The organism is Acidobacteriota bacterium, assembly GCA_009861545.1.
Classification (GTDB): domain Bacteria; phylum Acidobacteriota; class Vicinamibacteria; order Vicinamibacterales; family UBA8438; genus WTFV01.
In genome coordinates this window covers 1-25,168 of sequence record VXME01000039.1, presented here as the reverse complement: position 1 = coordinate 25,168, position 25,168 = coordinate 1, and the positions used below count along the sequence as shown (strand labels likewise).

At 69.6% G+C, this 25,168-nt stretch carries 19 protein-coding genes; 7 read left to right on the top strand and 12 right to left on the bottom strand.

The window, feature by feature from the left end:
- Positions 1 to 166: 166 nt before the first annotated feature.
- The 4 genes from F4X11_05280 to F4X11_05265 all read right to left on the bottom strand — a co-directional run bounded on the left by F4X11_05280 (position 167) and on the right by F4X11_05265 (position 4,374).
- A complete protein-coding gene (locus F4X11_05280) occupies positions 167 to 826 on the bottom strand; it encodes a hypothetical protein (protein MYN64427.1) in 660 nt (219 codons plus the stop codon).
- Positions 827 to 873: 47 nt separating this feature from the next.
- A complete protein-coding gene (locus tag F4X11_05275; GenBank protein MYN64426.1) occupies positions 874 to 1,362 on the bottom strand; it encodes a hypothetical protein in 489 nt (162 codons plus the stop codon).
- Entirely contained in the window at positions 1,359 to 2,450 is a 1,092-nt protein-coding gene (locus F4X11_05270; GenBank protein MYN64425.1) for a HupE/UreJ family protein, read from the bottom strand. The genes F4X11_05275 and F4X11_05270 overlap by 4 nt, the downstream gene beginning before the upstream one ends.
- A 100-nt stretch (positions 2,451 to 2,550) precedes the next feature.
- Positions 2,551 to 4,374: an aminotransferase class I/II-fold pyridoxal phosphate-dependent enzyme gene (locus tag F4X11_05265; protein MYN64424.1), complete on the bottom strand. Its 1,824-nt coding sequence runs from the start codon at positions 4,372 to 4,374 to the stop codon at positions 2,551 to 2,553.
- On the opposite strand from F4X11_05265, the gene F4X11_05260 reads away from it, so the two are divergent.
- The gene (locus F4X11_05260; GenBank protein MYN64423.1) at positions 3,830 to 6,619 is read left to right on the top strand and encodes a TonB-dependent receptor; all 2,790 of its coding nucleotides are present in this window, start codon (positions 3,830 to 3,832) and stop codon (positions 6,617 to 6,619) included. The two genes, F4X11_05265 and F4X11_05260, sit on opposite strands and share 545 nt — an antisense overlap.
- Positions 6,620 to 6,722: 103 nt before the next feature.
- Positions 6,723 to 7,283, top strand: a complete 561-nt coding sequence (locus tag F4X11_05255; protein MYN64422.1) for a hypothetical protein — start codon at positions 6,723 to 6,725, stop codon at positions 7,281 to 7,283.
- On the opposite strand, the gene F4X11_05250 is transcribed toward F4X11_05255, so the two are convergent.
- Complete coding sequence (locus F4X11_05250; protein MYN64421.1) at positions 7,277 to 9,826, bottom strand: aminopeptidase; 2,550 nt, start codon at positions 9,824 to 9,826, stop codon at positions 7,277 to 7,279. The genes F4X11_05255 and F4X11_05250 overlap by 7 nt on opposite strands.
- 193 nt (positions 9,827 to 10,019) lie before the next feature.
- On the opposite strand from F4X11_05250, the gene F4X11_05245 reads away from it, so the two are divergent.
- A complete protein-coding gene (locus F4X11_05245; GenBank protein ID MYN64420.1) occupies positions 10,020 to 12,113 on the top strand; it encodes a PQQ-binding-like beta-propeller repeat protein in 2,094 nt (697 codons plus the stop codon).
- Between the two features lie 152 nt (positions 12,114 to 12,265).
- On the opposite strand, the gene F4X11_05240 is transcribed toward F4X11_05245, so the two are convergent.
- Together F4X11_05240 and F4X11_05235 are read right to left on the bottom strand one after the other, a co-directional pair.
- Positions 12,266 to 13,171, bottom strand: coding sequence for an MBL fold metallo-hydrolase (locus tag F4X11_05240; protein ID MYN64419.1), 906 nt, complete (start codon positions 13,169 to 13,171; stop codon positions 12,266 to 12,268).
- A 67-nt stretch (positions 13,172 to 13,238) separates the two neighbouring features.
- The gene (locus F4X11_05235; GenBank protein ID MYN64418.1) at positions 13,239 to 14,210 is read right to left on the bottom strand and encodes an SMP-30/gluconolactonase/LRE family protein; all 972 of its coding nucleotides are present in this window, start codon (positions 14,208 to 14,210) and stop codon (positions 13,239 to 13,241) included.
- 101 nt (positions 14,211 to 14,311) lie between these two features.
- On the opposite strand from F4X11_05235, the gene F4X11_05230 reads away from it, so the two are divergent.
- From F4X11_05230 to F4X11_05220, 3 genes are all read left to right on the top strand, one after another.
- Positions 14,312 to 15,343, top strand: coding sequence for a hypothetical protein (locus F4X11_05230; protein ID MYN64417.1), 1,032 nt, complete (start codon positions 14,312 to 14,314; stop codon positions 15,341 to 15,343).
- 153 nt (positions 15,344 to 15,496) lie between these two features.
- Positions 15,497 to 16,975: an argininosuccinate lyase gene (locus tag F4X11_05225; protein ID MYN64416.1), complete on the top strand. Its 1,479-nt coding sequence runs from the start codon at positions 15,497 to 15,499 to the stop codon at positions 16,973 to 16,975.
- 199 nt (positions 16,976 to 17,174) lie between these two features.
- Complete coding sequence (locus F4X11_05220) at positions 17,175 to 19,856, top strand: zinc-dependent metalloprotease (GenBank protein ID MYN64415.1); 2,682 nt, start codon at positions 17,175 to 17,177, stop codon at positions 19,854 to 19,856.
- Between the two features lie 74 nt (positions 19,857 to 19,930).
- On the opposite strand, the gene F4X11_05215 is transcribed toward F4X11_05220, so the two are convergent.
- From F4X11_05215 to F4X11_05205, 3 genes are all read right to left on the bottom strand, one after another.
- The gene (locus F4X11_05215) at positions 19,931 to 21,406 is read right to left on the bottom strand and encodes a M56 family metallopeptidase (GenBank protein MYN64414.1); all 1,476 of its coding nucleotides are present in this window, start codon (positions 21,404 to 21,406) and stop codon (positions 19,931 to 19,933) included.
- Between the two features lie 61 nt (positions 21,407 to 21,467).
- Complete coding sequence (locus F4X11_05210) at positions 21,468 to 21,842, bottom strand: BlaI/MecI/CopY family transcriptional regulator (GenBank protein MYN64413.1); 375 nt, start codon at positions 21,840 to 21,842, stop codon at positions 21,468 to 21,470.
- A 183-nt stretch (positions 21,843 to 22,025) separates the two neighbouring features.
- Complete coding sequence (locus tag F4X11_05205; GenBank protein ID MYN64412.1) at positions 22,026 to 23,069, bottom strand: hypothetical protein; 1,044 nt, start codon at positions 23,067 to 23,069, stop codon at positions 22,026 to 22,028.
- Between the two features lie 295 nt (positions 23,070 to 23,364).
- On the opposite strand from F4X11_05205, the gene F4X11_05200 reads away from it, so the two are divergent.
- The gene (locus tag F4X11_05200; GenBank protein ID MYN64411.1) at positions 23,365 to 23,976 is read left to right on the top strand and encodes an N-acetyltransferase family protein; all 612 of its coding nucleotides are present in this window, start codon (positions 23,365 to 23,367) and stop codon (positions 23,974 to 23,976) included.
- Here F4X11_05200 and F4X11_05195 read toward each other — a convergent pair.
- Positions 23,936 to 24,361: a type II toxin-antitoxin system VapC family toxin gene (locus F4X11_05195; GenBank protein ID MYN64410.1), complete on the bottom strand. Its 426-nt coding sequence runs from the start codon at positions 24,359 to 24,361 to the stop codon at positions 23,936 to 23,938. The two genes, F4X11_05200 and F4X11_05195, sit on opposite strands and share 41 nt — an antisense overlap.
- The gene (locus tag F4X11_05190) at positions 24,358 to 24,618 is read right to left on the bottom strand and encodes an antitoxin (protein ID MYN64409.1); all 261 of its coding nucleotides are present in this window, start codon (positions 24,616 to 24,618) and stop codon (positions 24,358 to 24,360) included. The genes F4X11_05195 and F4X11_05190 overlap by 4 nt, the downstream gene beginning before the upstream one ends.
- Positions 24,619 to 25,168 lie beyond the last annotated feature (550 nt).

Below are 25,168 nucleotides of genomic sequence, written 5' to 3'. Positions count from 1 at the left end.
GCCCTCGGTAAAGGAGATGATCCCCTCGACCGCGACCGGCCGGTTCTCCGCCTCGTGCGCGAGCGCACCGCCCGCCCAGGAGCCCGCCGCCATCGCCGCCACGAGAATGATCCGCAACCCGTATCCGTGCAACTTCGCCAGCTTCATCTTGGACCTCCGATTGTAGTCAGATTCCGTGTCCGGCGGCCCGCGCGCCGCCGGTACCGGGAGCGAGCATATTCGATGCGACCTCTCTCGCGAGCCGCCGCAGGTGGTACCGGCGATCCGCTCCGGAGCGGGCATCGAGCACGCGTTCGAGTGCCGATTGCGTCACGCCGGGCAGCACCTTGCTGGCGGTCACGCGCGCCAACTCCTCCGGCGCCGCCGGCGCCGCGGTCCAGATCGCGGTCCCCTTGCGCCGGCTCCAGGTCCAGGCTTCGCGCACGCCCATGCGGAAGTAGGGGACGAGCTTGTCGCTCGAGTCGGTGCTGCGGTCGATCTCGACCACCAGATCCGGCGCCGGGTGCCCCTCGCGGACGTCTAGCCACCCTTCGATTCGCTCCGCCGCATCCACCTTCGCCGCGCCGACGAACAACCCTTCGTCCGGCTCGAACGCGCCCTCGTCGCTCAACAGGCGACCGGAGCGCAAGACCTTCAACTCGATCGACGAACCGGCCTCCTCCAGGGCGAACAGGATGCGGAGGAACAGCTCGCCAATCGTCGCGGCGCGCGACTCGTGCGACAGCGTCGGCGCCGCAACGAACTCGGCGCGGCCGGTCGCCATGTCGTAGCGGCACCTGGGCGCGTCATCGTGGCCGGTCAGCCGGTCGAACAGGTCCCGCGCCATGGGCACATCCACGCGCGCCGGGGCGTCGGGATTAGAGAGAGGAGCACTCACGTCCAGCCCCAGCGGCCGGCGTCGGCGTCCCACAGGGCCCAGCAATCCTGAGCGATGCCTGCCTCGAGAAACGCATCCGGGAGGCGCGACATCGACCCGAGCGGTTCGATCAGCTCGCCGTCGGCGTACCACGACGAGACGACGTGCCCCTGGATCGGTGCTCCGTCGACCGCCGGCTCCTCGATCACCGCGGAATCGATCGCCACCCGCCACTGCACCTCGGTGCCGTCCGCCCGCGTCTGGGTGAACGTCAACGTATCCCCGGTCTGCGCGACGCCGCTCACCGACCCGATGCTGTCGATCTGCGCCGCGAACGACGCCTTCAGGTTGTCGACGCCCGGTTCGACGGCGGCCGCGCAGGCCACCGCCGCCGCCACCCAGACCGGGGTGAGACGGACCGCCGCCCCGGCGATCCGCGCGGCAGAAACGAGCACAATCCCCCGCTTCATCTCACGCCCCCACCGCATCGACCTGACGTCGCTCATGCCATTCCCCCCGACAGGAACACCCGCTCCACGAACCAGAACGCGCCGGCCGCGACTACGGCAATCGATCCCGCGACCGCGATGCGCTGGCCGGCCACCGCGCTGTATTCCCGGATGCGCCACAGGATCGCGGCGACGACCAGGACGACGGCGAGCTGCCCCAGCTCCACTCCGAAGTTGAAGGAAAAGAGCGACCAGCCGAGCGCCCCGCTCGGCAACCCCATCTCGCGCAGCACGCTCGCGAACCCGAAGCCGTGAATCAGTCCGAACACCAGCGCGATCCAGATACGCACGTCGCGCCCGCCGCGCGCCAGCAGGTTGTCGAGGCCGACGTAGACGATGCTCAGCGCGATGATCGGCTCCACGAGGCGCGCCGGCGGCGTCACGACGTTGAGCACCGCCAGCGACAACGTGATGCTGTGGGCGACCGTGAAGGCGGTGACCACGAGCAGCAGTTGCTTCACGCTTCCGCCGAGCAGCAGTAGGCCGATGAGGAACAGCAGGTGATCCGGCCCGATCAGGATGTGGTGCACGCCCGACGGCACGAACTTCTGCAGCACCGCCCAGACGCCCTGCCGCGTGCCGAGGAAGTACTCGTACTCCGTGTCGCCGCCCCCGAGGATGGCCTGCGTCGTCAACTCGGCGTCCTCGTAGACGTTGAGGAAAGTCTGGTGACTCGGGTCGTAGGGGAACAGCTTGGCCGACACGATCACCGCGCCGACCCCGTCGTCGAGCGGAAGCTGCGCCTGCAGCCGCACCGACTGCCGTTCGCGCAGGATCGCCGGCGCCGACCACCCGTCCAGCGCGAGAAAGCGGCCGTCGACGGTCAGCCGCAACCGCTCGCCGATCAGCGCTCCGAGCCGTTCGCCCCGCGGCCGCAGAATGTCGGGATTCAGCACCAGGGCCGGATCGTCGATGCCCAACTCGTAGGCGACGTCCCAGACGTGCGCCACCACCGTGACGTCCAGCGTGCCGGCGCCGAGCCGCACGTCGACGAAGCTGAACGGGGCGGGATGTGCGGCCGAACGCGCGGGATGCGCGGCGCACAGGGCGGCGACGAGCAGGATGCACGAGCCGAGGCGCGTCATCGCCGCCAATGGTAACCGAAGCGCGGCTGCCCCGGCAGGTTCCGACGCATCCGGACTCGAACCGGTCGGCCGCGCGAAGCCGGCCCGTTCCGGGCGCGCGTCAGAGCGCTTCCCGTCCGAAGCGCTCGATGGTCTGCAGCGTCTCGTGGACGTCGTCCCAGGTCGTCGTGTGGTTGATGACGCACAGGCGGAGTGCGAATCGCCTGCGAAGCAGCGTCGACGACAGGAACGCGCGTTCCTCCCAGAAGACGCGGGCGAGGATCGTCTTGTTGATCTGGTGGAGCGTCGCCTCCGGAGTCGCGCCGTCCCGGGGGTTGACCCGGAAGCAGACGATACCCAGCGATGCCGGCGTCATCAGCTCCAGGATCGCACTGTCCGCGACGAACTGCGCCGCCCGCTCGGCCCGCTCGATGCCTTGCGCCACCGCGTCCCGGAATGCGGCCATGCCGAAGATCTGCACCGACATCCAGATCTTGAGGGCGCGGTCGCGGCGGCTCAGTTGCAGGCCGCGGTCCGCCTGATTCGGGTGGTTGGCGCCCCAGACGGAGTCCTGCAGCACGTCATGGTGGATCGCGAACGCGCGTTCGAGCGTCGCGACGTCCCGCACCAGCAGGCAACCCGTATCGTACGGCTGGAACATCCACTTGTGCGGGTCGATGCCGATGGAATCGGCGCGCTCGATGCCGCGCAGAAGGCGCGCGCCCGCCTCCGTGATGACCGCCGCCCCCCCGTAGGCCGCGTCCACGTGCATCCAGATGCCCTGCGACGCGCAGTAGTCCGCAATCTGCCGCAAGGGATCGACACTGCCGGTACTGGTGGAACCGGCATCGGCGCACACCGCGATGGGCATGCAGCCCGCCGCCCGGTCGGTTTGGACGGCCGCTGCCAGCGTATCGGGATCGAGGCGGAAGTCGGGACCCGTGGAGAGTATGCGAACGCGGTCCGGCCGAATGCCGATGATGCGCGCGGCGCGGGCCTGGGCGCTGTGTCCCTGGTCGCTCATGTACACGGTCGCCCGCGCCGGGTTGCCGGCCGCCTCGCGGGCGGCAACCAGAGCGTCGAGGGCAGCCGCGGAACCGCCGCTGGTCAACACGCCGCCGGCCGTCTCCGGATATCCCAGCCAGCGCCGGAACCAGTCGAGCACGACGGCTTCGAGCTGGCTCGGACCGCTCGCCGACAGCCACGTCGCCGCATTGATGTTGAAGCCGGTCACCAGGTAGTCCGCGAGCACGCCCGGCCACGTCGGCGCCGATGGCACGAACCCGAAGGCCCTCGGATGCTCATGACGCATCGCCGGCGACAGGACGTCCCGCACGGCGCGATCGATCACCGCGCGCGGCGCCCGGCCGCTCTCCGGAGGATCCTCCATCAACCGGGCCATGAGCTCCTGCTTGAACTCACCGTCCCAGGCCGGCTCACCGGGCAGACGCCGGTTCCACTCGACCAGGATCTCGGTGACGTACCCGGCGAGCTCCCGCATGATCTCGGGCGGCATCCGCAGACCGTGCGTCATGAGATGCACTCGGGAGCGGGACCGCGTGCTTCGCTGCCGATGCCCTGCGGCGCAGCGATCTCGGGAGTGGGCTTCATCCGTCAACCTCCGGAAACGACCGCCTCGTGGAGCAACTCCCATGTGGAATGCCCGCCGTAATATACACATGATGGAGGCTGCGCAATACGTGTATGCTCGAAGGAATGGAGCCGGGAGTCTCCCGTCTCCACGACGTCGTACCCAGCCCTCGGCGCGTGCTTCACACGGAACCCTGCCGCGGCAGCCGAGCCGCCGGATTCGGCTCGCCGCACTGACGATGGCGGCGCTGGCGACGGTATCGCCTCTCCAGGCGCAGGAGACGGGCACGGTGCGCGGCACGGTGACCTTGGTGGAGAACGGCGGCCCGGTCGACGGCGCGCTGATCCTCATCATCGGCACCGGAGCCTTCACGTTCACCGATGATGGGACGTTCGAGTTCACGAACGTGCCGGCCGGCACCTACGACGTCATCGCCCAGCGCGAGCAGCTCACCGCCGGCTTGCAGACGGTGAGCATCGGGGCGGGCGAGACGGCCATCGCCGACTTCGAGCTGAGCCTGTCGCCGGTGCGCGAGGAGGTCACCGTCACCGCGTCGGCGGCGGTCGGCGCCGCGGCGACGCTCCAGACATTCAACGCGGTCACCACGGTCGATTCGTTCGCGATCGCCAGGGAGGCCCCCAGCACCATCGCCGAAGCGCTCGAGGACGAGCCCGGCATCGCGAACCGGAGCTTCGGTCCCGGCGCGAGCCGGCCGGTCATCCGCGGCTTCGGCGGCGATCGGGTGCTCATCATCGAGGACGGCCTCCCGACCGGCGACCTCTCCGCCGCGTCGGATCATCACGGGATGACCATCGACCCGAACAGCGCCGAGCGAATCGAGATCGTGCGCGGGCCGGCCACGCTGCTCTACGGCTCCGGCGTGGTGGGGGGCCTCATCAACATCATCACCCCCCACGCGGCGTACCGGAACCTGCTAACACCCCCCGAGAGCTACGGCGAAACCCTGATCGACGGTACGCGGGCGCAACTCGGCGCCGACACCGGAAGCGCGAACCGGCAAGCGGGAGCGTACGCCAACCTGCAGCACGCGCAAGGCAACATGCTGTTCTGGGGCAGCGGCGCCGAACGCCGGACGGGTGACTACGACACGCCGGAAGGCCCCGTCTTCAACACCGCCGCCGAACTGACCAATGCGCGCACCGGGCTCGGCTACTTCGGGGATCGGGCCTTCGCCAGTCTCTCCCTCACGTTCGAGGACAGCCGCTTCGGTCTCCCGTTCGAGGACATATTCCATTCGCACGGGACTGCGGAGGACGCCCACGGGCACGCTCACGGGCATGCGGAGCCCCGGGAAGCCGGAGGCGGGGACGATTCTTCAATCGACCTCACCTCGCGCCGCCGCGTCGGCCGTTTCGACCTCGGACTGCGCAACCTGGACAACGATTTCCTGCAAGGCGTGCGCACCGGTTTCCACGTCATCGACGTGACGGACGACCATGTCGACACGGTGGGCGGCGTCGACAACGTGGATTCGCGGATCGGCAACCGCACCTACATCAAGCGCACCCTGTTCTACCAGGGGCAACTCGGGCGTTTCACCGGACGGTTCGGCACGGAGCTGAAGTACCGGGACTTCGACGTGACCGGCACCGAGGCGCTGGCCCCGCGCACCGACCAGAGCACGATCTCGGCCTTCGGCTACGAGGAGGTGAGCTTCGGGCGCTACCGCCTGCAGTTCGCCGGACGCGCGGAGCGCAACGGCTACAAGACCGCCGGACGCGTTCCCCTGCCCGGCCGCGACGACCGGGAAGACGACCACGGTCACGGCCACCGCCATGACGCCGGGGACGGGGACCACCTGGAACCGCCCGACCCGCGCGACCGGCAGTTTCTCGGCGTGTCGGCATCCGCGGGGCTGCACGCCGACCTCGGCGCCGCCACCGAGTTGGTAGCCAACCTCATGCAGTCGCACCGCGTGCCGGCACTGCAGGAGCTCTACAACTTCGGGCCGCACCTGGGCAACTTCGAGGTCGGCAACCCGGATCTGGAGGCCGAAACGGCGCTCGGCCTCGACATCGGCCTCCGGCGGCAGTCCGGCCGCATCGGGACCGACCTGAACTTCTACGTCTACGACATCGAGAACTTCATCTTCGGGGATCACACCCTCGAGATCGTCGACAACCTGCGGGTGCTGGACATCATTCAGGACGACAGCCGTTTCGTCGGCTTCGACGCGCGGGGCAGCGTGCGATTGGGCGGCCAGGCCTGGGCGTCGCTCGGCATCGGCTACGTGAACGCGACGCTGACGTCGACGAACGAGGCGGTGCCGCGCATCCCGCCCCTGCGCGCCACGCTCAGCGTCGAGATACCCTACGGGGCATTCACGGTGAGCCCGGAGGTGACGTTCGCGGCGCGGCAGGGCCGGGTGTTCCGCGACGAGACGACGACGCCCGGATACGCCATCCTGAACCTGGACGCGTCCTACCTCTGGCCGCGGCAGCACATGGCGCACGTGCTGTCGTTCACCGGATACAACCTCACCAACGCGCTGTTCCGGAACCACATGTCGTTCATCAAGGACCTGGCCCCCGAGATTGGCCGTGGGGTTAAGGTGGGTTACTCGCTGCGGTTCTTCTAGGACCTTGTGCCGCTGAACGCGGCGCGGCGCCCCTTGCGCATCGCGATCCGACCTGCGCGCGCCGGGGGCCGTCCGGTTCCCGATGCGGCGGCATGCCGCAGTGATGTATCGTTCGCCCGTGAAGACGTATGCGGCCACGTTCTGCCTCGGCATCTGGGTGATGGGGACGGTATGCGTCAGCATCGTCGCGATGCAGAACTTCTACACCATCGACCGACTGCTCGACGGGCCGAGCCACCCGGAATTCGCGGCATTCGTCGATAGCGCCGGCCGGGAGGAAGCGCGGAACGTTCTGCGTTACCTGTCGTCGGAGCTCAACAGGCTGTTCTTTCAGCTCTGGAACGTCGCGCAGCTCGGCCTCGGCGGCGCGGTGCTCTGGCTGGTATGGGGATTGCGCTCGCCGGCGGCGGTGCGGCTACGCTGGATGCTCCTGGCGATGCTCGCCGTGGTGGTCGTCCTGACCGTCGCGATCACGCCGCAGATTCTCGCCATCGGCCGCAGCATCGACTTCGTCCCGCGCGACCCGCCGCCGCCGGCCGTCGGCACGTTCGGTGTTCTCCACGCGGCGTACACGCTGTTGGAGCTCGCCAAGTGCGGCGCCGGCATCGCAGCCGCGCTGTGGCTGGGACGGCTGATGTCGGCCGGCCGACATCGGGTTCAGTGAGAACCGTCGACCATCCGCGCGGCGCGCAGCAGCCCGTCGGCCGCCTGCAGCGCCTTGGCGCGCAGCCGCGGCGCCAGGTCCGGGCGCTCCGCCAGGTACTGCTCGACGATGGCGGCGGCAGTGGCGGTCTGATGGCCGTCGAGCGTGGTCTGGAGCCAGCTCAGGGGAAAGAAGATGTCGCCGGTGCGCTGGATCTCCTCCAGCAGGTCGAGACTCGGTCGGAGATGGATCTCCGACTCGCGCGCGCGCAGCGGATGATGCAAGAACCGGAGCGCCGTCAGAACCCACGGCTCGCGCGCCCGGTTGACGGGATCTCGAAGTGAATCGAAGAAGGCGCCGCGCACGTCCGGCTCGGCCGACAGCGCCGGCATGACGAACTCGAACGCGGCGCGGCGATCCGGGTTGTCGATGCGGTCGCGCTGCGCGGCGAGAATCCCGGCGCTGCCCTGCACGCCCCGCACCGCAAGGCCCTGGGCGATGGCGGTGAAGTCCCGCTCGGCGAGCGGCACGCCGGGCACTTCCTCCTCTTTTCTCCAGATGCGCTCGAGCCGTGCGACCGCCTCGGCCGACAGCGCAACGTTGCGGTACGCGCCGAACCAGGCAGCGGCCAGGCTGCGGCTCCCGGCCGTCGCGGTTCCGCGCCACAGCAGGTCCTCGATCGCCGGCGCCAGCGCCGCGCGCCGCTCCGGCGTCAGGTAGCGCCAGTACGCCGAGTCGAGATAGCCGAGCATGCGGAAGACGTTCTGCTCGTCCGTCTCTGCGGGGAGTGCCCGCCTCGCCAGTTCGATGAGCGCTTCGGGTTCCACATCGCCTTCGAGAAGCGACTCCCACAGCGATATCCAGGCTATGGCCCGCGTCAGGGCGTCGTCGATGCCGGGCAACTCCGCGAGCAGGTAGTCCCGCGTTCGCTCCCCCAGCACCATCAGCCCGTAGCCGAGGCCGCCGCCGTTGGCGAGCACGTAGTCGGGCGCAGGCAGGCCGGCCGCGTCGGCGACCACTGCCTCGGCATCTCGCAAGTGAACCTCCAGGGCACTCACCTCCGCGTTCGAGGCGCCACCGCGGTAACCCAACCGCAGGTCGAGTCGCTGGTTCCACAGGCGTCCCGCCCCTGTCGGGTCCGACTGACGAACCGCCAGCCTGGCGATCGTGTCGCCGTCGGTCTCCAGCGCCACCTCCACCCGCGGCCGCCCGCTCTCTTCCACCCACGTCCGGCTCCACGCGGCGAGGTCCTCTGCCGTACGACCGTCGAGAATCGCGATCAGGTCCCTCCAGCTCGCGTTGGCGTAGGCGTGCGAGGCCAGGTACTCGCGCAACCCCTCGCGCAGCGCGTCCTCCCCGATCAGCCGCTCCAGGTGGGCGAAGACGATCGGGGCCTTCTGGTAGATGATGGCTCCGTAGAGCGTCCCGGCCTCGTTCAGGTTCTCGAGCGGCTGGCGGATCGGGTTGGCTCCGGCTGTGCGGTCGACGCCGTACGCCGCCGGAAAGTGCGCGAGCAGGAACCGCAGATCGTGGTCCACGTCCGGAAACGCCGGGTTGACGATCTTTGCCGCCAGGAAGTTGGCGAACGTCTCCTTCATCCACACGTCGTCGAACCACGTCATCGTCACGAGGTCGCCGAACCACTGGTGGGCGGTCTCGTGGGCGATGAGGCTGGCCCGCCCCAGGTACGCGTGCTGGGTGGCGCTCTCGTCGAGCAGCAGCAAATCCGCCCGGTAGAAGATGGCGCCCGGGTGCTCCATGCCGCCGTACTGGAAGGCCGGGACGAGCACGAAGTCGAACTTCTCGAACGGGAACGGGATCCCGGTGTACTCCTCGAGCCAGGCCAGGGCCGATGCGTGCAGATCGAAGATGGGGCCGACGTTGCGCTCCAGGCGCTCGCGGTCGGTCTCGCGGTGGTACATCGCCATCCGCCGCCCGTCGCGCTCGGCTTCCTCCACCTGGAAGTCTCCCGCCGCGAAGGAGAACAGATAGCTGCTGATCGCTTCGGTCTCGGTGAAGGTGAGCAACGCCCGGCCGCCGCGCTCCTCCCGGGAGGCGAGGGAACCGTTGGCCACCGCGCGCCACGCCGCCGGCACATCGAGCTGCAGGCGGAACCGCGCTTTCAGGTTCGGCTGGTCGAAGAGGGGAAAGGCGACGCGCGCCCGGTCCGGCACGAACAGGGCATAGAGGAAGTCGTCCTGGCGGTTGAGCGAGCCGTCTCCCGCCGTGAACTCGAGGTCGACGACATTGTGTCCCGGCGAGGTCGCTGCCGCCGCGAGGATGACGTGCTCGTCGCGCGCCTCGAAGTCGACGGTTTCGCCGGCGACCCGGACCGCGTGGACGCCCTCCGCGGGCTGGGCGAAGTCGAAGACCACGGGACCGGTTTCGGTGAGCGTGAACGACGTGGTCAGGCTTCCCGTGATCGGTTGCCCGCGCTCTGCCGGAACGACGAATCGGATGTCGTAGTGAACGTTGAAAATCGTGGCGGCCCGCTGCTCGGCCAGATCCAGCGCAACGCCCGGACCGACGCCGACCGCGGTCCCGCTGGTGCATCGGATCGCCATGCCCGCCAGGATGGCACAAACCGCTACGCTCCACCTCACCCGCATCGTGTGTGTCCTCATGTGTATTCTGCCGCGCCGGTCCCCGAGCGCATTCGAGGCCGGTCTGGCAGGATAGCACCGTGGATCTCGCGCAGACGAATCTCGTCTGGGCGCGTCATCATCCTCCGCGGCGCGGAACCCCACGCCGCGCCGGATGTCGACACGACCGCGCCGGATGCGGCATAGTGTCGCCGTGACACATTCCAGCCGCTCGACCGCCATACTGCTTACCCTGCTCGCGCTGTCCGGATCCGTTTCCGAGGCGCAGAACGCCGACTGGGACACCTACCTCGGCGACGTGGCCCGCCGGCACTACTCGCCGCTCGATCAGATAACGCCCGAGAACGTCGCCGAACTGGAGGTCGCCTGGACCTACGACTCCGGCGAGCTGCGGGCGGGCAACTCGACCATGTACACGAGCCCGCTGGTCGTCGACGGGGTGCTCTACGGACTGTCGCCGCGGCTCGTCGCCTTCGCGCTGGACGCCGCCACCGGCGAGGAACTGTGGCGCTACGACCCGGGCATCGAGGGCGCGCCCCAACGGGGACTGATGTGGTGGGAACGTGAGACCGACAGCGGCACGGCGGCGCGCCTCTTCTTCACGGGCAACGACGCACTGGTCGCGCTCGACCCGGCCGCGGGCCAGCCCGTCATCGATTTCGGCGAAAACGGTGTCGTCGACCTCTCGGCAACCGTGGAGGGCGAGGGCCCGCTTCGCGTGACGGTGCCGGGCATCGTGTTCGAGGACCTGATCGTGATGGGGTTCTCGACGAGCGAGGCGGCCGGCGCGCTGCCGGGCGCCATCTCGGCCTACAGCGCCATCGACGGCGCGCTGGTCTGGCGCCACCAGAACGTCCCGCGGCCGGGCGAGCCGGGCTCGGAGACCTGGGCGGACGGCGCGCTCGAGGTGGCCGGCGGCGCCAACACCTGGACCGGTATGGCGCTCGACGCCGAGCGCGGCCTGCTGTTCGCGCCGACCGGTTCGGCGACGCCGGACTTCTACGGCGCCTCGCGCGTCGGCGACAACTTGTTCGCCAACAGCCTGCTGGCCATCGACGTCCGCACCGGCGAGCGCCGCTGGCACTACCAGACCATCCGCCACGACGTCTGGGACCGCGACCTGCCGTCGCCGCCGACCCTCGTGCAGCTCGAACGCGACGGCCGGACCATCGACGCGGTGGCGCTCACCAGCAAGTCGGGCCACCTGTTCCTGTTCGAGCGCGAGTCGGGCGAATCGCTCTACGACATCGGCGACGTGACGGCCCACCCGAGCGACGTACCGGGGGAAGTAGTCGTGACGACGCAACCGGAGTCGTCGATCGCGCTGACGCGTCAACGCTTCGAGATGACGACGCGCAGCCAGGAGTCGATCGACTTCGTGAGCGCCATCTGGGACCGTCTCGATCAGCGTCCCTGGGCGCCGCCCAGCCTGCAGGGAACGATGATGTACCCGGGCTACGACGGCGGCCAGGAATGGGGCGGCTCGGCGTTCGACCCGGCCACGAACCGGCTGATCGTCAATTCGTCGGAGATCGGCGCCATCCTGCAGCTCTACGAGGTGCCGGTCGGCTTCAGCGCGCCCGCTGTCTACGCCGAGCACTGCGGCACCTGCCACGGCGCCGATCGCGCGGGGAACGCGGTCGGCCCCAGCCTGATCGACATCGACGAACGGTTGACCGCGCGGGAGATCAACGCCGTGGTGCGCAGCGGGCGGGGGCGGATGACCGGCTTCGCCCACCTGGACGAGATCGAGATCCGCGCCGCTATCCGCTACATCCGGAACCCGGAGGAAGAAGAGGACCTGCCGCCGTCGACCGAGGTGGACTACGCTTTCGGCGGCTACACCTGGCTGCGGGATCAGGACGGCCTGCCGGGCAACCGGACGCCCTGGGGAACGCTGACGTCGGTGGATCTGGCGACCGGCGATTTCGACTGGCAGGTGCCCTTCGGCGACTACCCGCAGACCGTCGGACAGGGTCTGGGCTCGGAGAGCTACGGCGGACCGGTGGTGACGGCGTCAGGATTGATCTTCATCGCGGCGACGCCGGACCGCAGGATCCGCGCGCACGCCACCCGGAACGGCGATGAGCTGTGGCAGGCCGACCTGCCGGCCGCCGGCTTCTCGACCCCGGCGGTCTATGCCGTGGACGGCCGGCAGTTCGTGGTGATCGCGGCCGGCGGCGGCCGCATGGGGCCGCCGTCCGGCTCCGAGTACATCGCGTTCGCGCTGCCGGAGTCGCCGGACTGACGAACCTGCGGCGAAGCTGCGACGGCTTGCTGCGCTGTCAGCCGCACGTGCTCTCTACGCCCAGGTTGCGAAGACACCAGCGACGTGGTGACGCTGGAGCGAAGCCGACCGGCGGGTAAGGACCCGGCCGGCCGGCGTTCACTACGACCTTCCTACTGCCCGAGTTCTTCGTAGATCGCCGCGATGGCCGCGGCCATCCGCTCGGTGCGATAACCCTCGTACTGCCCGGTCAGGTCGATCGAGGCGGCGGCCTCCTCTGCGCTCTGCCCCGCCTCGATGGCCCCGCGCACGGCCGCCAGCAGGTCGGCGGTGAAGCGCTGGTACTCCTGGAGCGACTCCGGCGTGGTCACCGGGATGTGGCCCGGGACGACGGTGTCGTAGCCGTCCACGTTGTCGATCAGCGCCTGGAGCGTCGCGGGGAACGAGACACCGCTGCCGCCGTTGCTCCGATCGAGGAACGGCGCGTCCCGCCACGGGAACATGTCGCCCATCTGCAGCACCCGCAGCCCCGGATAGAGGATGAACGTGTCGCCATTGGTGTGACCGGGTCCGAAGTGGTAGAGCTCGATGCGGTCGGCCCCGGAACCCAGGGTCAGCCGGTCCGTGTAGGTCGTGTCCGGCATCCCGTGCGCGGTGTCGCCCTCGAACATGCCGAGCCGGACCATGTTCGCTTCGGTGTTCTCCTGCACGACGATCTGCACCGACTCGGGGAAGAACGCGTTGCTCCCGACGTGGTCGCCGTGAGTATGCGTGTTGATGATCGTCGTGACCGGCTTGTCGCTGACCGTGCGAATGCGATCCATCAGGGCCTGACCCCAGCCGGGCAGCTTGGTGTCGACCAGCGTGATGCCCTCCTCGCCGATGTAGACGCCGGTGTTGCCCCCGCTGAACGCCGCTCGGTCGAGCGGGCTCGAGCCTGTGATGACGTACAGGTTGTCCCTGACGTGCTCGATGACCGTGGCGTCGAGCGCCGCCTGCGACAACTGCTGTTCCGAGCTGACGACCGCCGACAGCCCGCCGACCACGATGACCGTACCGAGAACCAGAACGCGCTTCATGACATCCCTCCATGCATGAATCGAACGAACGTGCGAAACCACACGTGACGCGGCGGCGACGAGCCCGCTATTCGAACGTGACGCGCTCGAAGCTCGGCGGATCCTCGTCGCCGAAGTGCGGATGCACCACGTAGACGTCGTCGCCGACTACGGCGGCAGTCGTCGCCTGCTCCTCGTAGCTGGCCACGCCGGCTACGCTGGCGGTGGCCCAATCGTCGTCGCTCGTCAGCGCCACCACGCGGTTCGCCGAGTTGCTGACGATGGCGAGGCGGCCCGCCGTCCACACCATGCCGTCCTGACCCGGCACCTCCTCGGGCAGGGTCACTTCCGCCGCGGCGCCGGGATCGTCGAGCGGCACCTTCCACAGCGTGGCGCCGCGCGCGACGAGCAGATACCCGCCGGGATGATGGACGATGCCGTTGGGACCGGCCCCGCCGTCGTCGAAGCGGTGGAACACGCTGGCCGCATGGTCGGCGTCGACGCGGTAGATGACGTTCATCCGCGTGTCCGTGACGTAGGCCATGCCGTTGTCCGTGACCGCCACGTCGTTGGCGAAGTGCATGGCGTCGTCGCCGGCGTCGACGGTCGCGGCCAAGTCGATCATCGCGACCCGCGCGCCGGTGGTGAGCTCGTAGATGCCGAGCTTCGCCTGACCGACGCCCCCGCTCTGGAAGACCGAACGGTCGGCGTTGGCCACCAGCAGCCGGTTCCGCGGCTCGTCCGCTTCGATGCCGACGGACGAAACGAGCTCGTCGTCCTCCACCAGCGCCTCGACCCGACCGTCGGCGTGAATGCGGAAGACGGACCCTTCGGTGAGCGACCCGGTCAGCAGACGCCCGTTCATCATGTCGTACTCGACGCCTTCCGGAATGAACCCGCCGCGCTCGGCGACGATCACGTCCGGCAACATCTCCGCCGCGGCCGGCGCCGCCGGGGGCTCGACCTCCGGAATCGCGGCCGCCGGCTCCAGCTCCGGCTCGGCGCCGCATCCGGCGACGAGGGCACATGCAACGGCAATCACGAGGAACTGAGTGCGCATCGGATACTCCACGCTGATTCGTTGTTCGCCACGTCCAGGCTCTGGCTAGTATAGGATGGCGCGACCGGCCGCCGATTCCGGCACCCACGAAAGACCGACCCATGCGCGACTTCCTGGCCCAGACTCTAGCCGAGAGCCCGACCCGCGAGTGGATGGTGTACCTGCTCGGCAACGTGCCCGGCCTGCCGCCGATCGCCCAGTCGTTCCACATCATGGGGATCGCGGCGGTGGTCGGCTCCATCGTGATGGTGGACCTGAAGTTCCTGGGCGTCGCGCTGCCGAACCAGAACGTCAGCGAGATGATCCGGCGCCTGCTGCCGTGGACCTGGTACGCCCTGGCCGTCAACGCGGCCACCGGGCTCATCTTCGTCCTCGCGCGGCCCATCCGCTACTTCTACAACCCGGTCGCCACCTTCAAGTTCTCGTGCCTGCTGCTGGCCGTGGGGCTGGCGTTCGCCGTCTACCGGATGAACCGGAAGCAGCACGGCTACTGGGAGCATTCCGCCGAACGGCTGCTCGCGGCCCGGATCATCGCGGCCGTGTCGCTCCTGCTCTGGATCGGCGTACTGCTCGGCGGGCGCTGGATCGCGTACTCGGAGTACATCACCGATCCCTTCCCCGTCCCGTTCGTCTGGGAGGACCTGGCCGCCTACCCGTCGATCTGGCAGTGGATGCAGGACCACCCCATCTCGCAGCACATCGGCTTCACGTGGTGGTTCCCGCTGCTGGAGTCGATCCACGTGATCGGCATCGGTCTGGTGGTCGGCTCGATCATGACGGTGGACCTGCGGCTGCTCGGCGTCGCCGCACTCCGTTACCCGGTGAGCCAGATAGCGGGCAAGCTGCTCCCCTGGACCTGGGCGGCGTTCGTGGTGGCGGCGGTCACCGGCTTCGGCATGTTCGCCACACGGGCCCCTGCGTACGTCGAGAACCCGGCGTTCCAGATCAAGTTCCTGCTCCTGCCGCTGGCCTTCGTGAACATGGCCGTCTTCCACTACTGGACCTGGCGCGGCATCGACGCGTGGGACACCGCGCACGAACTGCCCCGGGCCGCGCGCGTCGCCGGCGGCGCGTCGCTCGCGCTCTGGGCCGGGGTGATCATCGCCGGCCGCTGGACCGGCCACATCATCTGAGGCGCGTCGCTACCGGTCCCGCCGGCCCTCGCCGGGCGAAGGAGCGGCCGGCCGAGCCCCGCGGCCTTCCGTCCGACCGCCGGCTCCCTCCTCCACGACCGCGCGTACAATCCCTCCGAGACCGGACCCGCTCCGCATCCCAGGGAGGACGCCATGCCACGCATCTGCCGCCTCGCCGCGTTCATCGTCCCACTCGCCCTCGTCCCGGCCGGCGCAGCGGCGCAGGGCGAACGCGACGACTTCCACCACCTCGGGCAGATCAACAAGGCGTCCATCGTCATGCTGACGGAGGTCGGGCTCGTTCCCGAACCGCTCGGAGCGGCAATCGCCGCGGGCATCGCGCAGGTCGTCGCGGAGCAGGACGCGCCGGGCTCTCGCCGATCGTCCGACTACCTCGTCTTCGAGGAACGGCTGGTCGAGGCGGCCGGCCGCGGCGCGTCGCGGCTGCACACCGGCCGGAGCCGGCAGGACATCGGCTCGACGTTCCGGCGGCTCTCGCTGCGCGAGGCGCTGCTCGCGACCTACGAAGCACTGCTCGCGCCCCGCGAGGCGTTGCTGGCGCTGGCAGACGAGCACACCGGCACCATCATTCCCGGCTACACGCACGGCGTGCAGGCCCAGCCCACCTCCCTCGCCCACTACCTGCTGGCCTTCGCCGCGGCTCTCGAACGCGACGCCAGCCGCCTCGAAGAGGCTTACGCGCGGCTCAACCGCAGTCCCCTCGGCGCGGCGGCCCTCGGCACGTCCGGCTTCCCCATCGACCGCAACCGCTTGGCGGAACTGCTCGGCTTCGACGGCGTCCTGGAGAACTCCTATGACGCCAACCACATCTCGTCCGTCGACTCCAAGACGGAGCTCGCCTCGTCCCTGGCGATCTCCGCGATCGCCGTCGGCCAGTTCAGCGAGGACGTGCAGGTCCAGTACCACGATCCCGCGCCGTGGCTGCTGCTCGACCGTTCCCTGACCGGGATCAGCAGCATCATGCCGCAGAAGCGCAACCCGATCGCGCTCGAACGGCTACGGCAGGTCGCCAGCACCGTGCTCGGCGACGCCCAGACCGTGTTCCTGACCGCCCACAACACGTCGACGGGCATGATCGACTACCGCGGCGCGGACCAGATTCTCGAGACCGCCGAGAAGGCGCGCGAGATGTACCGGCTCTACGCAGCCGTCGTCGGTGGTCTCGAGGTCGACCCGGCGCGGTCGCTGGCCGAGGTGGACGCGGACTACGCCACCATGACCGAGGTCGCCGATACCTTGCTTCGCCACGCCGACATCCCCTTCCGCGAGGGCCATCACTACGCGTCCGAGCTCACCGAGTACGGCCGCGCCCACGGCAAGCGCCCCAAGGAGCTAAGCGCCGAGGAGTTGCTGCACGTCTACGAGGAGACCTACGGCGAGCCGCTGCCGGTCGGCGTCGACCGGATTCGCGAGGCGCTCGATCCCGAGCAGATGGTGGCCGGACGGCGCGGGCTCGGCGGTCCGCAGCCGGCGGAGACGCGGCGCATGCTGCGGGAGGGCCGCGGGCGGCTGGATGCAAGCCGGGGATGGCTGGAAGCGACGCGCGGGGCGCTTCTGGAGGCCGAGTCGGCGCTCGAAGGCTCGTTCACCGCGCTGGCCGCGGCAAAGTAGCCCTGCGGACGCGGTGCTCCGAATTGCGCCTGTTCGGACCAAGCAGCAGTCGTCGACCCACCGCGTGGTGTATTCAGACCACACACGACACGCGCGAAGATGCGCATCGACGATGGATGTCTCCTCCTCTCCTGTCGTGTATCGTGACAGTCTCGCCGCGCACCGGCGGTGTTCCTGTCCACCCTGAGGAGGTTTCCTGATGGCGCCCGCTCGACTTCCCCTGTCAGCCGCGACCGTTCTGCTGCTCCTGTTCTGCTGGACCTCCCCCGGAGTCTCGGTCGCGCAAGACCCGCCATCGCCGCCGGAGCCGGAACCGGCCGAGACGGCGGAATCCGATGCCGCCGCCGCCGACGGCGAGGTTCCTGCTCGTCGCGGGCGCCGCAGCAGCAACGGGATCAAGCCGTACGACGAGGTGATCACCGACGAGGCGGAGAGCGACGCGGGGGTGTTCACCGTCCACCGCCTCGACGACAAGGTCTTCTACGAGATCCCGGAGGCCGAGCTGGGCCGCGAGTTCCTCTGGGTCAGCCAGATCGCGCGCACGACCGAGGGGGTCGGCCACGGGGGCCAGGCGCTCGGCAACCGGGTCGTGAAGTGGGAACGCCGCGGCAATCGCGTGCTGCTGAAGAGCGTCTCCCATGCGATCGTGGCCGATGCCGGGCAGCCCATCGCGCGCGCCGTCGCGGCCGCCAACAACGATTCCATCATCGGGGCCTTCGACATCGAGGCGTTCGCCGAGGACGGCGCGCCGGTCATCGACGTGACGAGGCTCTTCAACCGGGAGGTCCCCGAGTTCAGCGCGCGATCGCGGCTGCAGGCACGCGGGTTCGCGCGCGACCGGTCCTTCGTCGAGAGCGTGACCGCCTTCCCGGAGAACATCGAGGTGCGGACCACGCACACCTATACCCTGCCGCCGCCGTCCGCCGGCCAGAGCCGGGCGCGCACCCCCTTCCGCCGGCGCGGGATGCGGCCCGGCAGCGCCACCGTGCTGCTGCACTACAGCATGGTGAAGCTGCCGGAGAAGCCGATGCAGCCGCGGCTGTTCGACGAGCGGGTCGGGTACTTCTCCGTTCGGCAGATCGACTACGGCCGCGACGAGCACCGCGCGCCCCGCCGCCGCTACATCACCCGCTGGCGCCTGGAGAAGCGGAATCCGGAGGCTGCGGTCTCCGATCCGGTGAAGCCGATCACCTACTGGATCGACCCGGCGACGCCGGCCAAATGGGTGCCCTACATCAGGCAGGGCGTCGAGGCGTGGCAACCGGCGTTCGAGGCGGCTGGGTTCAGCAACGCCGTCGTCGCCCGCGAGGCCCCGACACCGGACGAGGACCCGGACTGGAGCGCGGAGGACGCACGCAACTCGGTCATCCGCTGGCTGCCGTCGACGGTCGAGAACGCCTCCGGGCCGCACGTCCACGACCCGCGCACCGGCGAGATCCTGGAGGCCGACATCCAGTTCCACCACAACGTCATGAACCTGGTGCGCGACTGGTACTTCGTCCAGGTGGGACCACTCGATCCGCGGGCGCGCACCCTGCCGCTCCCCGACGAGCTGATGGGCGACCTGTTGGCCTACGTGGCCGCCCACGAGGTGGGACACACCCTCGGCTTCCAGCACAACATGAAGGCCAGCTCCCTCTACCCGCCGGAGAAGGTGCGCGACCCGGACTGGGTCCGGACGATGAGCCACACGCCCACCCTGATGGACTACTCCCGGTTCAACTACGTCGCGCAGCCCGAGGACGGCATCGCGGTGGAGGATCTGATCCCGAAGATCGGACCGTACGACGTCTGGGCCACGAAGTGGGGCTACGCGCCCATCCCGGACGCCGCGAGCCCGGACGACGAGAAGTCGACGCTGGACGCGTGGGCGCGCGAGCAGGACGACACACCCTGGTACCGCTTCTCCACCCCCGGGGCGCAGAACGCCGACCCGGGACAGTTGACCGAGGCCGTCGGCGACGCCGACGCGGTGGAGTCCACCGCGCTGGGCTTGAAGAACCTGAAGCGGGTGGCAGCCATGCTGCTGGATGCGACCGCCACCGAAGCGGCGGCGGGCGACCCGTACGACGACCTCGACGGGCTGTACGGCCGGCTCGTCGGCCAGTGGGCCCTGGAGATGAACCACGTTGCGGCGGTCGTCGGCGGCGTACGTTCGCAGCAGAAGCACATCGGCCAGGACGGCGTACGCTTCACGACGATCCCGCGCGAGACGCAGGCCGCGGCGCTCGCGTTCCTCAACGACCACGCGTTCACGACGCCGATGTTCCTGATCGACCCCGAGATCCTGCGCCGCATCGAGCCCGCTGGCGCCCTGGCACGAATCCGTGCCGGCCAGGCCCGCGTGCTCCGTTCCCTGTTGAGCGCCGGCCGCATCCGACGACTCGTCGAGCAGGAAGCGATAGACGGCGAGGCCGCGTACGCCGCCACCGACTTCCTGGCCGACCTGCGGGCCGGTCTGTGGGGAGAGCTCGACGCCCCGCAAGTCCGCATCGACGCGTGGCGGCGCAACGTGCAGCGGGTCTATCTCGATCTGATCGACGGCCAGCTCAATGGGCGACGGCCGGCCGGCGGCGACGCGCGGCCGTTCCTGCGGGGCGAGCTGCGGGCGGTCGACCGCACCGCCGGCGCCGCGCTGGCGCGAGCTTCGGATCGCGCGACGCGCCTGCACCTGGAAGACGTCCGGGACAGCATCGCCCGCACGCTGGATCCACCGGCGGCGGCGCCGGCGGCGTCCGGCGGCAGCCGGGCTCTCGGGGGCTTCGACGAGGAACTGACGCACGACCCCTTCGCCGCGTGGACCCTGGACGATCCCCACCATGCCGAGGCCTGCTGGCCCGACTACGCGGTGCGGATCGCTCCTTCCCCAGCCGACTGGTGAGAGCCAGTCGGCTGGACAGATCCGGGACCACGGCGCGCCTGCGACACTTCCTCCCCGCCTCGACCTGAACGGCGCTAGTCCTCGTCGGCCCAGAGGGGAACGCCGACGCCGGGGTCGGCACGCGGGACCGCCTCGAAGGCGAAGATATGCGTCAGCTCGTAGGAGATGCGGGCAACCGGATCGTCGCCCCACTCCTCGACGAGCACGGCGATCCGGTTCCCGACCGGTTCCGAGAACGAGGCGATCCCGGTCAGGTTGGCGCCCGGCGCGAGGTCCTGCCGCTCGAAGTCCTCGCGCGTCGCGAAGAGGATCAGCGGCACCCTGAACGGCAGATCATCACCCAGGCGTTCGCTCACCCGCCGGTATGCGCGCTCGGCCGCCGCCTCGATGCGATCGATGTCATCGGAGAGGGCAGCGCCGTAACGGATCTCGAAATGCTCCGTTTCGGAGGCCCGCCAATCGACCGCCGCGGCTCCAGGAGTCGTCTGCGCTCCCTGCACCGTTCCCGCTCCGGCGACCTGCGTGGCGTGGGTCGTACCTTGTCGCGGCCACACGGCCGTGCCAATCCCGGCGCACAGCAACAGCGCCGCGGTCCATGCCGCCATCCGACCGCGGGAGCGCGGCCGAGTGTCGAGCGGCCGATCCAGAATCCGTCGCACTCGTCCACTCAGCGGGCCGTCGGTCACCCCGAGCGCCGGCGCCGTCTCGCGCCCGCGCCACTCCTCCAGCGCCGCGAGGGCCGAGGCGTAGCCGACGCGGTCGCCGCTCACCACGAGCGCGACGTCGTCGCAGCAGTTCTCGCGCTCGGCCCGGATACGTCCCGACACCCACCAGACGGCCGGGTGATAGAAGAGAACCGTCTCCCCCAGCGACTGCAGCAGGTTGACGAGGTAGTCGTGCCGGCGGATGTGAGCCAGCTCGTGCGCGAGGATCGCCTCGACCTGCGCCGGTGTGAGATTGGCGAGCGCGGCGACCGGAAGCAGAATGATCGGGCGCATCCAACCGACGACGGTGGGCGTGCCGACGAGGCGCGACTCCACGACCCGAACCGCGTTCACGAGGCCGAGGCGTGACGCCAGCCGCGCCGCCGCCTCCTGCCAGCGCGAGGCCGGCGCCGCAAGTCCGGCCTCGTGGAGCCGGTGCACCCGCCACAGTCCGCCGCCCGTCCGCACCAGCAGCAGAGAAACCCCGGCGAGCCACACGGCCACGACCCCCGGCAGCGCCGCGGCGAGGCGTGCGGGGAGGGCGCCCAGCGAGTCGCGGGCGACGAGCGCGTGGCCTCCCGGCGAACGATTGCCCGGCTCGCGGGCCGCCGACCGGTCCGCCGCCTGGAGCGGCTCGACCGTACGCGCCGCCTGCCACAGGACCGCCGCGGTCAACACGGGCGCGGCGAGCAACGCCACCAGACCGCCGGAGGCGACCGCGTAGCGGGCGTTCGCCGACCGGCGCCGGCAGAGCCACAGGACGCCCGCGACGGCCAGGCCGAGGAGGGCTCCCTGCCACACGAAGTGCAGCAGCGTCCAACCGGTGATCTCGATCCAGTCTCTCATGGCGCTCCCTCCCGTTTTCCCTCGCGCTCGAACTCGATCCGCTTGTCGCTGCCGACCCGAATCACGCGCTCGTATCCTGTTCCGCCAGCCACCGGCGGATCTCGGCGAGCTCCTCGGGCGACGCCCTCTTCGCGGCCAGCGCCTGCATCACCAGTCTCGCCGCCGAGCCGCCGAAGGCGCGGTCGGCCAGATCCCGCACGAGCTGCCGCTGGGTCGCGCGCTCGGAGCGGGCCGCGCGGTAGACATGCGTGCGCGAGGACTCGTCCCGACGCACCAGGCCCTTGTCGATCATGATCTGCAGCAGCTTCAGCACCGTCGTGTAGGCGCTCTCCCGCCCCATCTCTTCCGCGACCTCCCGGACCGTGCTCGGCCCCTGCGCCCACAGGACGCGCAGGATGGCGAGCTCGGCGTCGGTCGGTCGTCGGCGGGCGGTCATGGTCAATCTACGAAGTAGTTCGTAGATTCCTAAGATACGAAATGTTTCGTAGATTTGTCAATACGAAGATCGTCGTACTTGGTCCGGCCGTGCTCCGGCGTGAGGCGGCGTGACGCGTTCGGGCGGGGCGGTTCGACGACGGCACGCGGCGCCCGCGACTGCGACCGCGACCGCCGCGGAGGCTCACTTTCCGGTCGACTGCAGGGCCTGTCTGGCGATCCGCTCGAGCCGTGGCTGAATGGACGACATCACGGCCGCGAAGACGACCAGCGCCCAGCCCACGGCCAGGATCACCTGCACGCCGACGAGCAGCCAGGCGGCGGGCGAGACGGGAACGATGCCGGGATAGTCCTGGGCCAGCGCCCGGAAGAACGCGAAGGCGATCCACTCGCCGATGCCGGCGTCCTCGGCGCCTGAGAACGCGCCGGAACGGAAGCGGGCCAGCATGCCGGCGAATCCGGCGAACACGACAATGATCGCCAGATACCCGATGGCGAAGCCGCCGATCGGGATCCACATGACGCGCAGATACTCGGCGAGTTGCCGGTATATCTGGAGACGTGGCTGGAGCCAGACCGCGACGGCGCGGGCGGCCAGGAAAACGCCGATTGGGATCCCGATCATGGCGAGCGGCACGCTCAACGCGGCGTTCAGGAGCGCTTCGGCGTGAAGTCGACCGCCGCGAAGCCCTTCGCGCACGACGCCGTCCACTGCGAACGCCACGACCGCGACCGAGCCGAGCGTCAGGAGCAGGAGCGGTCGCACCGATCGCTGCGCTGCGCGACCGGCGGTGAGAGCGCCGGCGATGAGCGCGGTCGGCGGTGTGACCAGGACGCACGACAGAAGACCGCCGACGCCCAGTGCGGGCAGCAGGCCGACGCCGATCAGGGTGGACATCGCGAGCGTCTCGACGACCGCGTCCCGGTACCCCCGCAGCCGGGACGTCCCGAGCCCGTCGGCGAGCCCGACGGCGAGCGCCACGAGCGGCGGCACGATCCACATGACGCCGTTCCCCGGAACCAGACCGGCAAGCAGGGCCGCGGTCATCCCGGCGACCGCACCGACCAGGATGCCCGCGGAACGCCCGATGCGCTCGCGCATGCGCAGGCTGAGCCCGACACCGACCGCAAGACCGCAGCCGGCCGCCAACAGCACGTCGTTGTGCACGCCGGTGATTGCGTACGCGAACGGGACGACGACGACCCCGACGGGGACGGCGATCTGCAAAGCGCGCCACGCCGCCCGGAGCGGCCCTCGGGTCGACCCGCGAACATATTGCCGTGCTATTCGCGACATGTCGCTGCGCCGCGGATGGTAGCACGGAGGCGGGAGCTCGCATGGGCGGTGCAGAAGACGCGACGGCAGCCGGCCTCCCGGCGTGTTCGACACGACACGCGTCGTCAATCGGCTTCCTGTCCTGCGTTACGGCGCGCGGTGCGATTCGAGCTGCGGCTGGATCGAGATGAACGACGGACGCGACAGTTGCAACCGGACAGCCGTAGAGATGACCATGGTAGCCGCGATGATCACCATTCGACGCGCCGCCGCGGCGGACCTCCCCTTCATCACGAAGGTCATGAACCACTACATCGCGACGTCGACCTGTACGTTCCATCTCGAACCGCGGACGCCGGAAGACTACGCGGTGTGGTTTCGCGACCGGACCGACATCCACCCGGTGACCGTCGCGGAGCTCGACAGCGACCCCGCCGGATTCGCATACCTGTCGCCGTGGCGGCCGCGCGAGGCGTACCGTCGTTCGGTCGAGGGATCGGTCTACGTCCACCCGGAGCGGCATCGCTGCGGCGTCGGGCGGGCACTGCTGGCGGACCTGATCGAACGCGCGCGATCACTCGGTCATCGCAGCCTGATCGGCGGAACCTGCACCGAGGTCGAGGCCAGCCTGGCCTTGCAGCGCGCGCTCGGCTTCACAACGGTAGGCGTGCTGAAGGACGTCGGCTACAAGTTCGGCCGCTGGCTCGACGTCGAGCACACCCAGTTTGATGCTGTAGCGCGGCGGACTCGCACAACTCACTCTCGGGGCGAATTCGGGCACCGGGATGTGGCAACGGCGCGCCTCCCGGCGCCGCCGGTCACAGCGGGTTCCGCCACCGGAGGCCGGGAAACCGGCTGAAGTCGGAATCGTTCGAGTGGACCTCCGCCTGATACTCCATCGCCAGCGCCGCGATATGGGCGTCCGTCACGAGATTGGCGCCGACGCCGGCGGCCTCGAGATTCCGCTGCACGTGCGTCAGGTGCTCGGCGCCGGCGTTGATCGGCGAGACATGGGCGTACCGAAACCAGTCCCTGACGTGTGCGATGGCGTCGACCGGCGAGACGGGCGATCTCAGCACCCGTGGATGGGTCATGAGTCGTACGAAACCGGTCGAGACCATCCAGGGGAGGCCGACTCTCTCCGCGCCGTTGATCAAGTCCTCCCACCAGCGTCTGGCTGCCTCGTGATGCGGCGCACCGTCGTTGTAGGCATAGACCAGCAGATTGGTATCCGGCACGATCACTGTCCGCTCTCCCCGGCGAAGTCTTCCACCTCCAGTTGATCGTTGAGCTGGTTGAGCCGCAACGGATCCACACCCGGGACGAGCCCGCTGCGATTGGGCTCGACCCGGAACCTGGGCGGTTCCGTTCCTCGCAGGCCGGACACCATGCCTCGCCGCAGGACCTCGTTCACCACCTGCTTGAACGGCCTGCCCCGCAGGCGGCTCTGTTCCTTCAAGAAGTCCGCCACATCGTCGTCAAGAGTCAATGTCGTCCTCATTGCATCATCATGATGCCATAGCTTTATGATGTCAAGATGCCGTCGTCCCCGGTCGGGGGGGGAAGCGGGCCGGGTTGTTGTAGTGCCGGTTCGGGCGGCGGGTCCAGACGAACTGGTGCAACGGCGTCCAGCCCGACTCGGTCGCGGTCGCATCGGCGCCGTGCTCGAGGAGCTGCAGCGCCACGTCGTAGTGGGCGTTCTGTGCAGGCCGCCACGAGCGGCGGGACGACTGCGGGGCTTCAGTCGGCGTCCCGTGGCGCGTTGCGACGGGCAATCCGCTCGAGCTGCGGCTGTATCGCCGACATGACGGCGGCGAAGACGACCAGCGCCCAGCCGACGGAGATCACCAGCCTGGCGCCCACCAGCATCCCCGCGGCGACCGAGACCGGTGTGATGCCGGTGTAGTTCTGGGCGAGCGCCGAAAAGAACGAGAACGATATCCAGTCGCCGCTGCCGGCCGCCGGCGCGCCCGCGCCCGCCCCCGGGCGGGCCGGCGGGGGCCGTCCCCCGACACCCCCGCACCCCCCGGTGGTGGCCAAGTGGACGGCGG

Bases quoted from the DNA above. Each gene is read 5' to 3' on its own strand.
- F4X11_05280 (MYN64427.1), bottom strand. From the start codon at position 826: ATGGCGCGGGACCTGTTCGACCGGCTGACCGGCCACGATGACGCGCCC.
- F4X11_05275 (MYN64426.1), bottom strand. From the start codon at position 1,362: ATGAGCGACGTCAGGTCGATGCGGTGGGGGCGTGAGATGAAGCGGGGG.
- F4X11_05270 (MYN64425.1), bottom strand. From the start codon at position 2,450: ATGACGCGCCTCGGCTCGTGCATCCTGCTCGTCGCCGCCCTGTGCGCC.
- F4X11_05260 (MYN64423.1), top strand. From the start codon at position 3,830: ATGAGCTCCTGCTTGAACTCACCGTCCCAGGCCGGCTCACCGGGCAGA.
- F4X11_05265 (MYN64424.1), bottom strand. From the start codon at position 4,374: ATGATGAGGATCAGCGCGCCGTCGACCGGGCCGCCGTTCTCCACCAAG.
- F4X11_05255 (MYN64422.1), top strand. From the start codon at position 6,723: ATGTATCGTTCGCCCGTGAAGACGTATGCGGCCACGTTCTGCCTCGGC.
- F4X11_05250 (MYN64421.1), bottom strand. From the start codon at position 9,826: ATGGCGATCCGATGCACCAGCGGGACCGCGGTCGGCGTCGGTCCGGGC.
- F4X11_05245 (MYN64420.1), top strand. From the start codon at position 10,020: ATGTCGACACGACCGCGCCGGATGCGGCATAGTGTCGCCGTGACACAT.
- F4X11_05240 (MYN64419.1), bottom strand. From the start codon at position 13,171: ATGAAGCGCGTTCTGGTTCTCGGTACGGTCATCGTGGTCGGCGGGCTG.
- F4X11_05235 (MYN64418.1), bottom strand. From the start codon at position 14,210: ATGCGCACTCAGTTCCTCGTGATTGCCGTTGCATGTGCCCTCGTCGCC.
- F4X11_05230 (MYN64417.1), top strand. From the start codon at position 14,312: ATGCGCGACTTCCTGGCCCAGACTCTAGCCGAGAGCCCGACCCGCGAG.
- F4X11_05225 (MYN64416.1), top strand. From the start codon at position 15,497: ATGCCACGCATCTGCCGCCTCGCCGCGTTCATCGTCCCACTCGCCCTC.
- F4X11_05220 (MYN64415.1), top strand. From the start codon at position 17,175: ATGGCGCCCGCTCGACTTCCCCTGTCAGCCGCGACCGTTCTGCTGCTC.
- F4X11_05215 (MYN64414.1), bottom strand. From the start codon at position 21,406: ATGAGAGACTGGATCGAGATCACCGGTTGGACGCTGCTGCACTTCGTG.
- F4X11_05210 (MYN64413.1), bottom strand. From the start codon at position 21,842: ATGACCGCCCGCCGACGACCGACCGACGCCGAGCTCGCCATCCTGCGC.
- F4X11_05200 (MYN64411.1), top strand. From the start codon at position 23,365: ATGATCACCATTCGACGCGCCGCCGCGGCGGACCTCCCCTTCATCACG.
- F4X11_05190 (MYN64409.1), bottom strand. From the start codon at position 24,618: ATGAGGACGACATTGACTCTTGACGACGATGTGGCGGACTTCTTGAAG.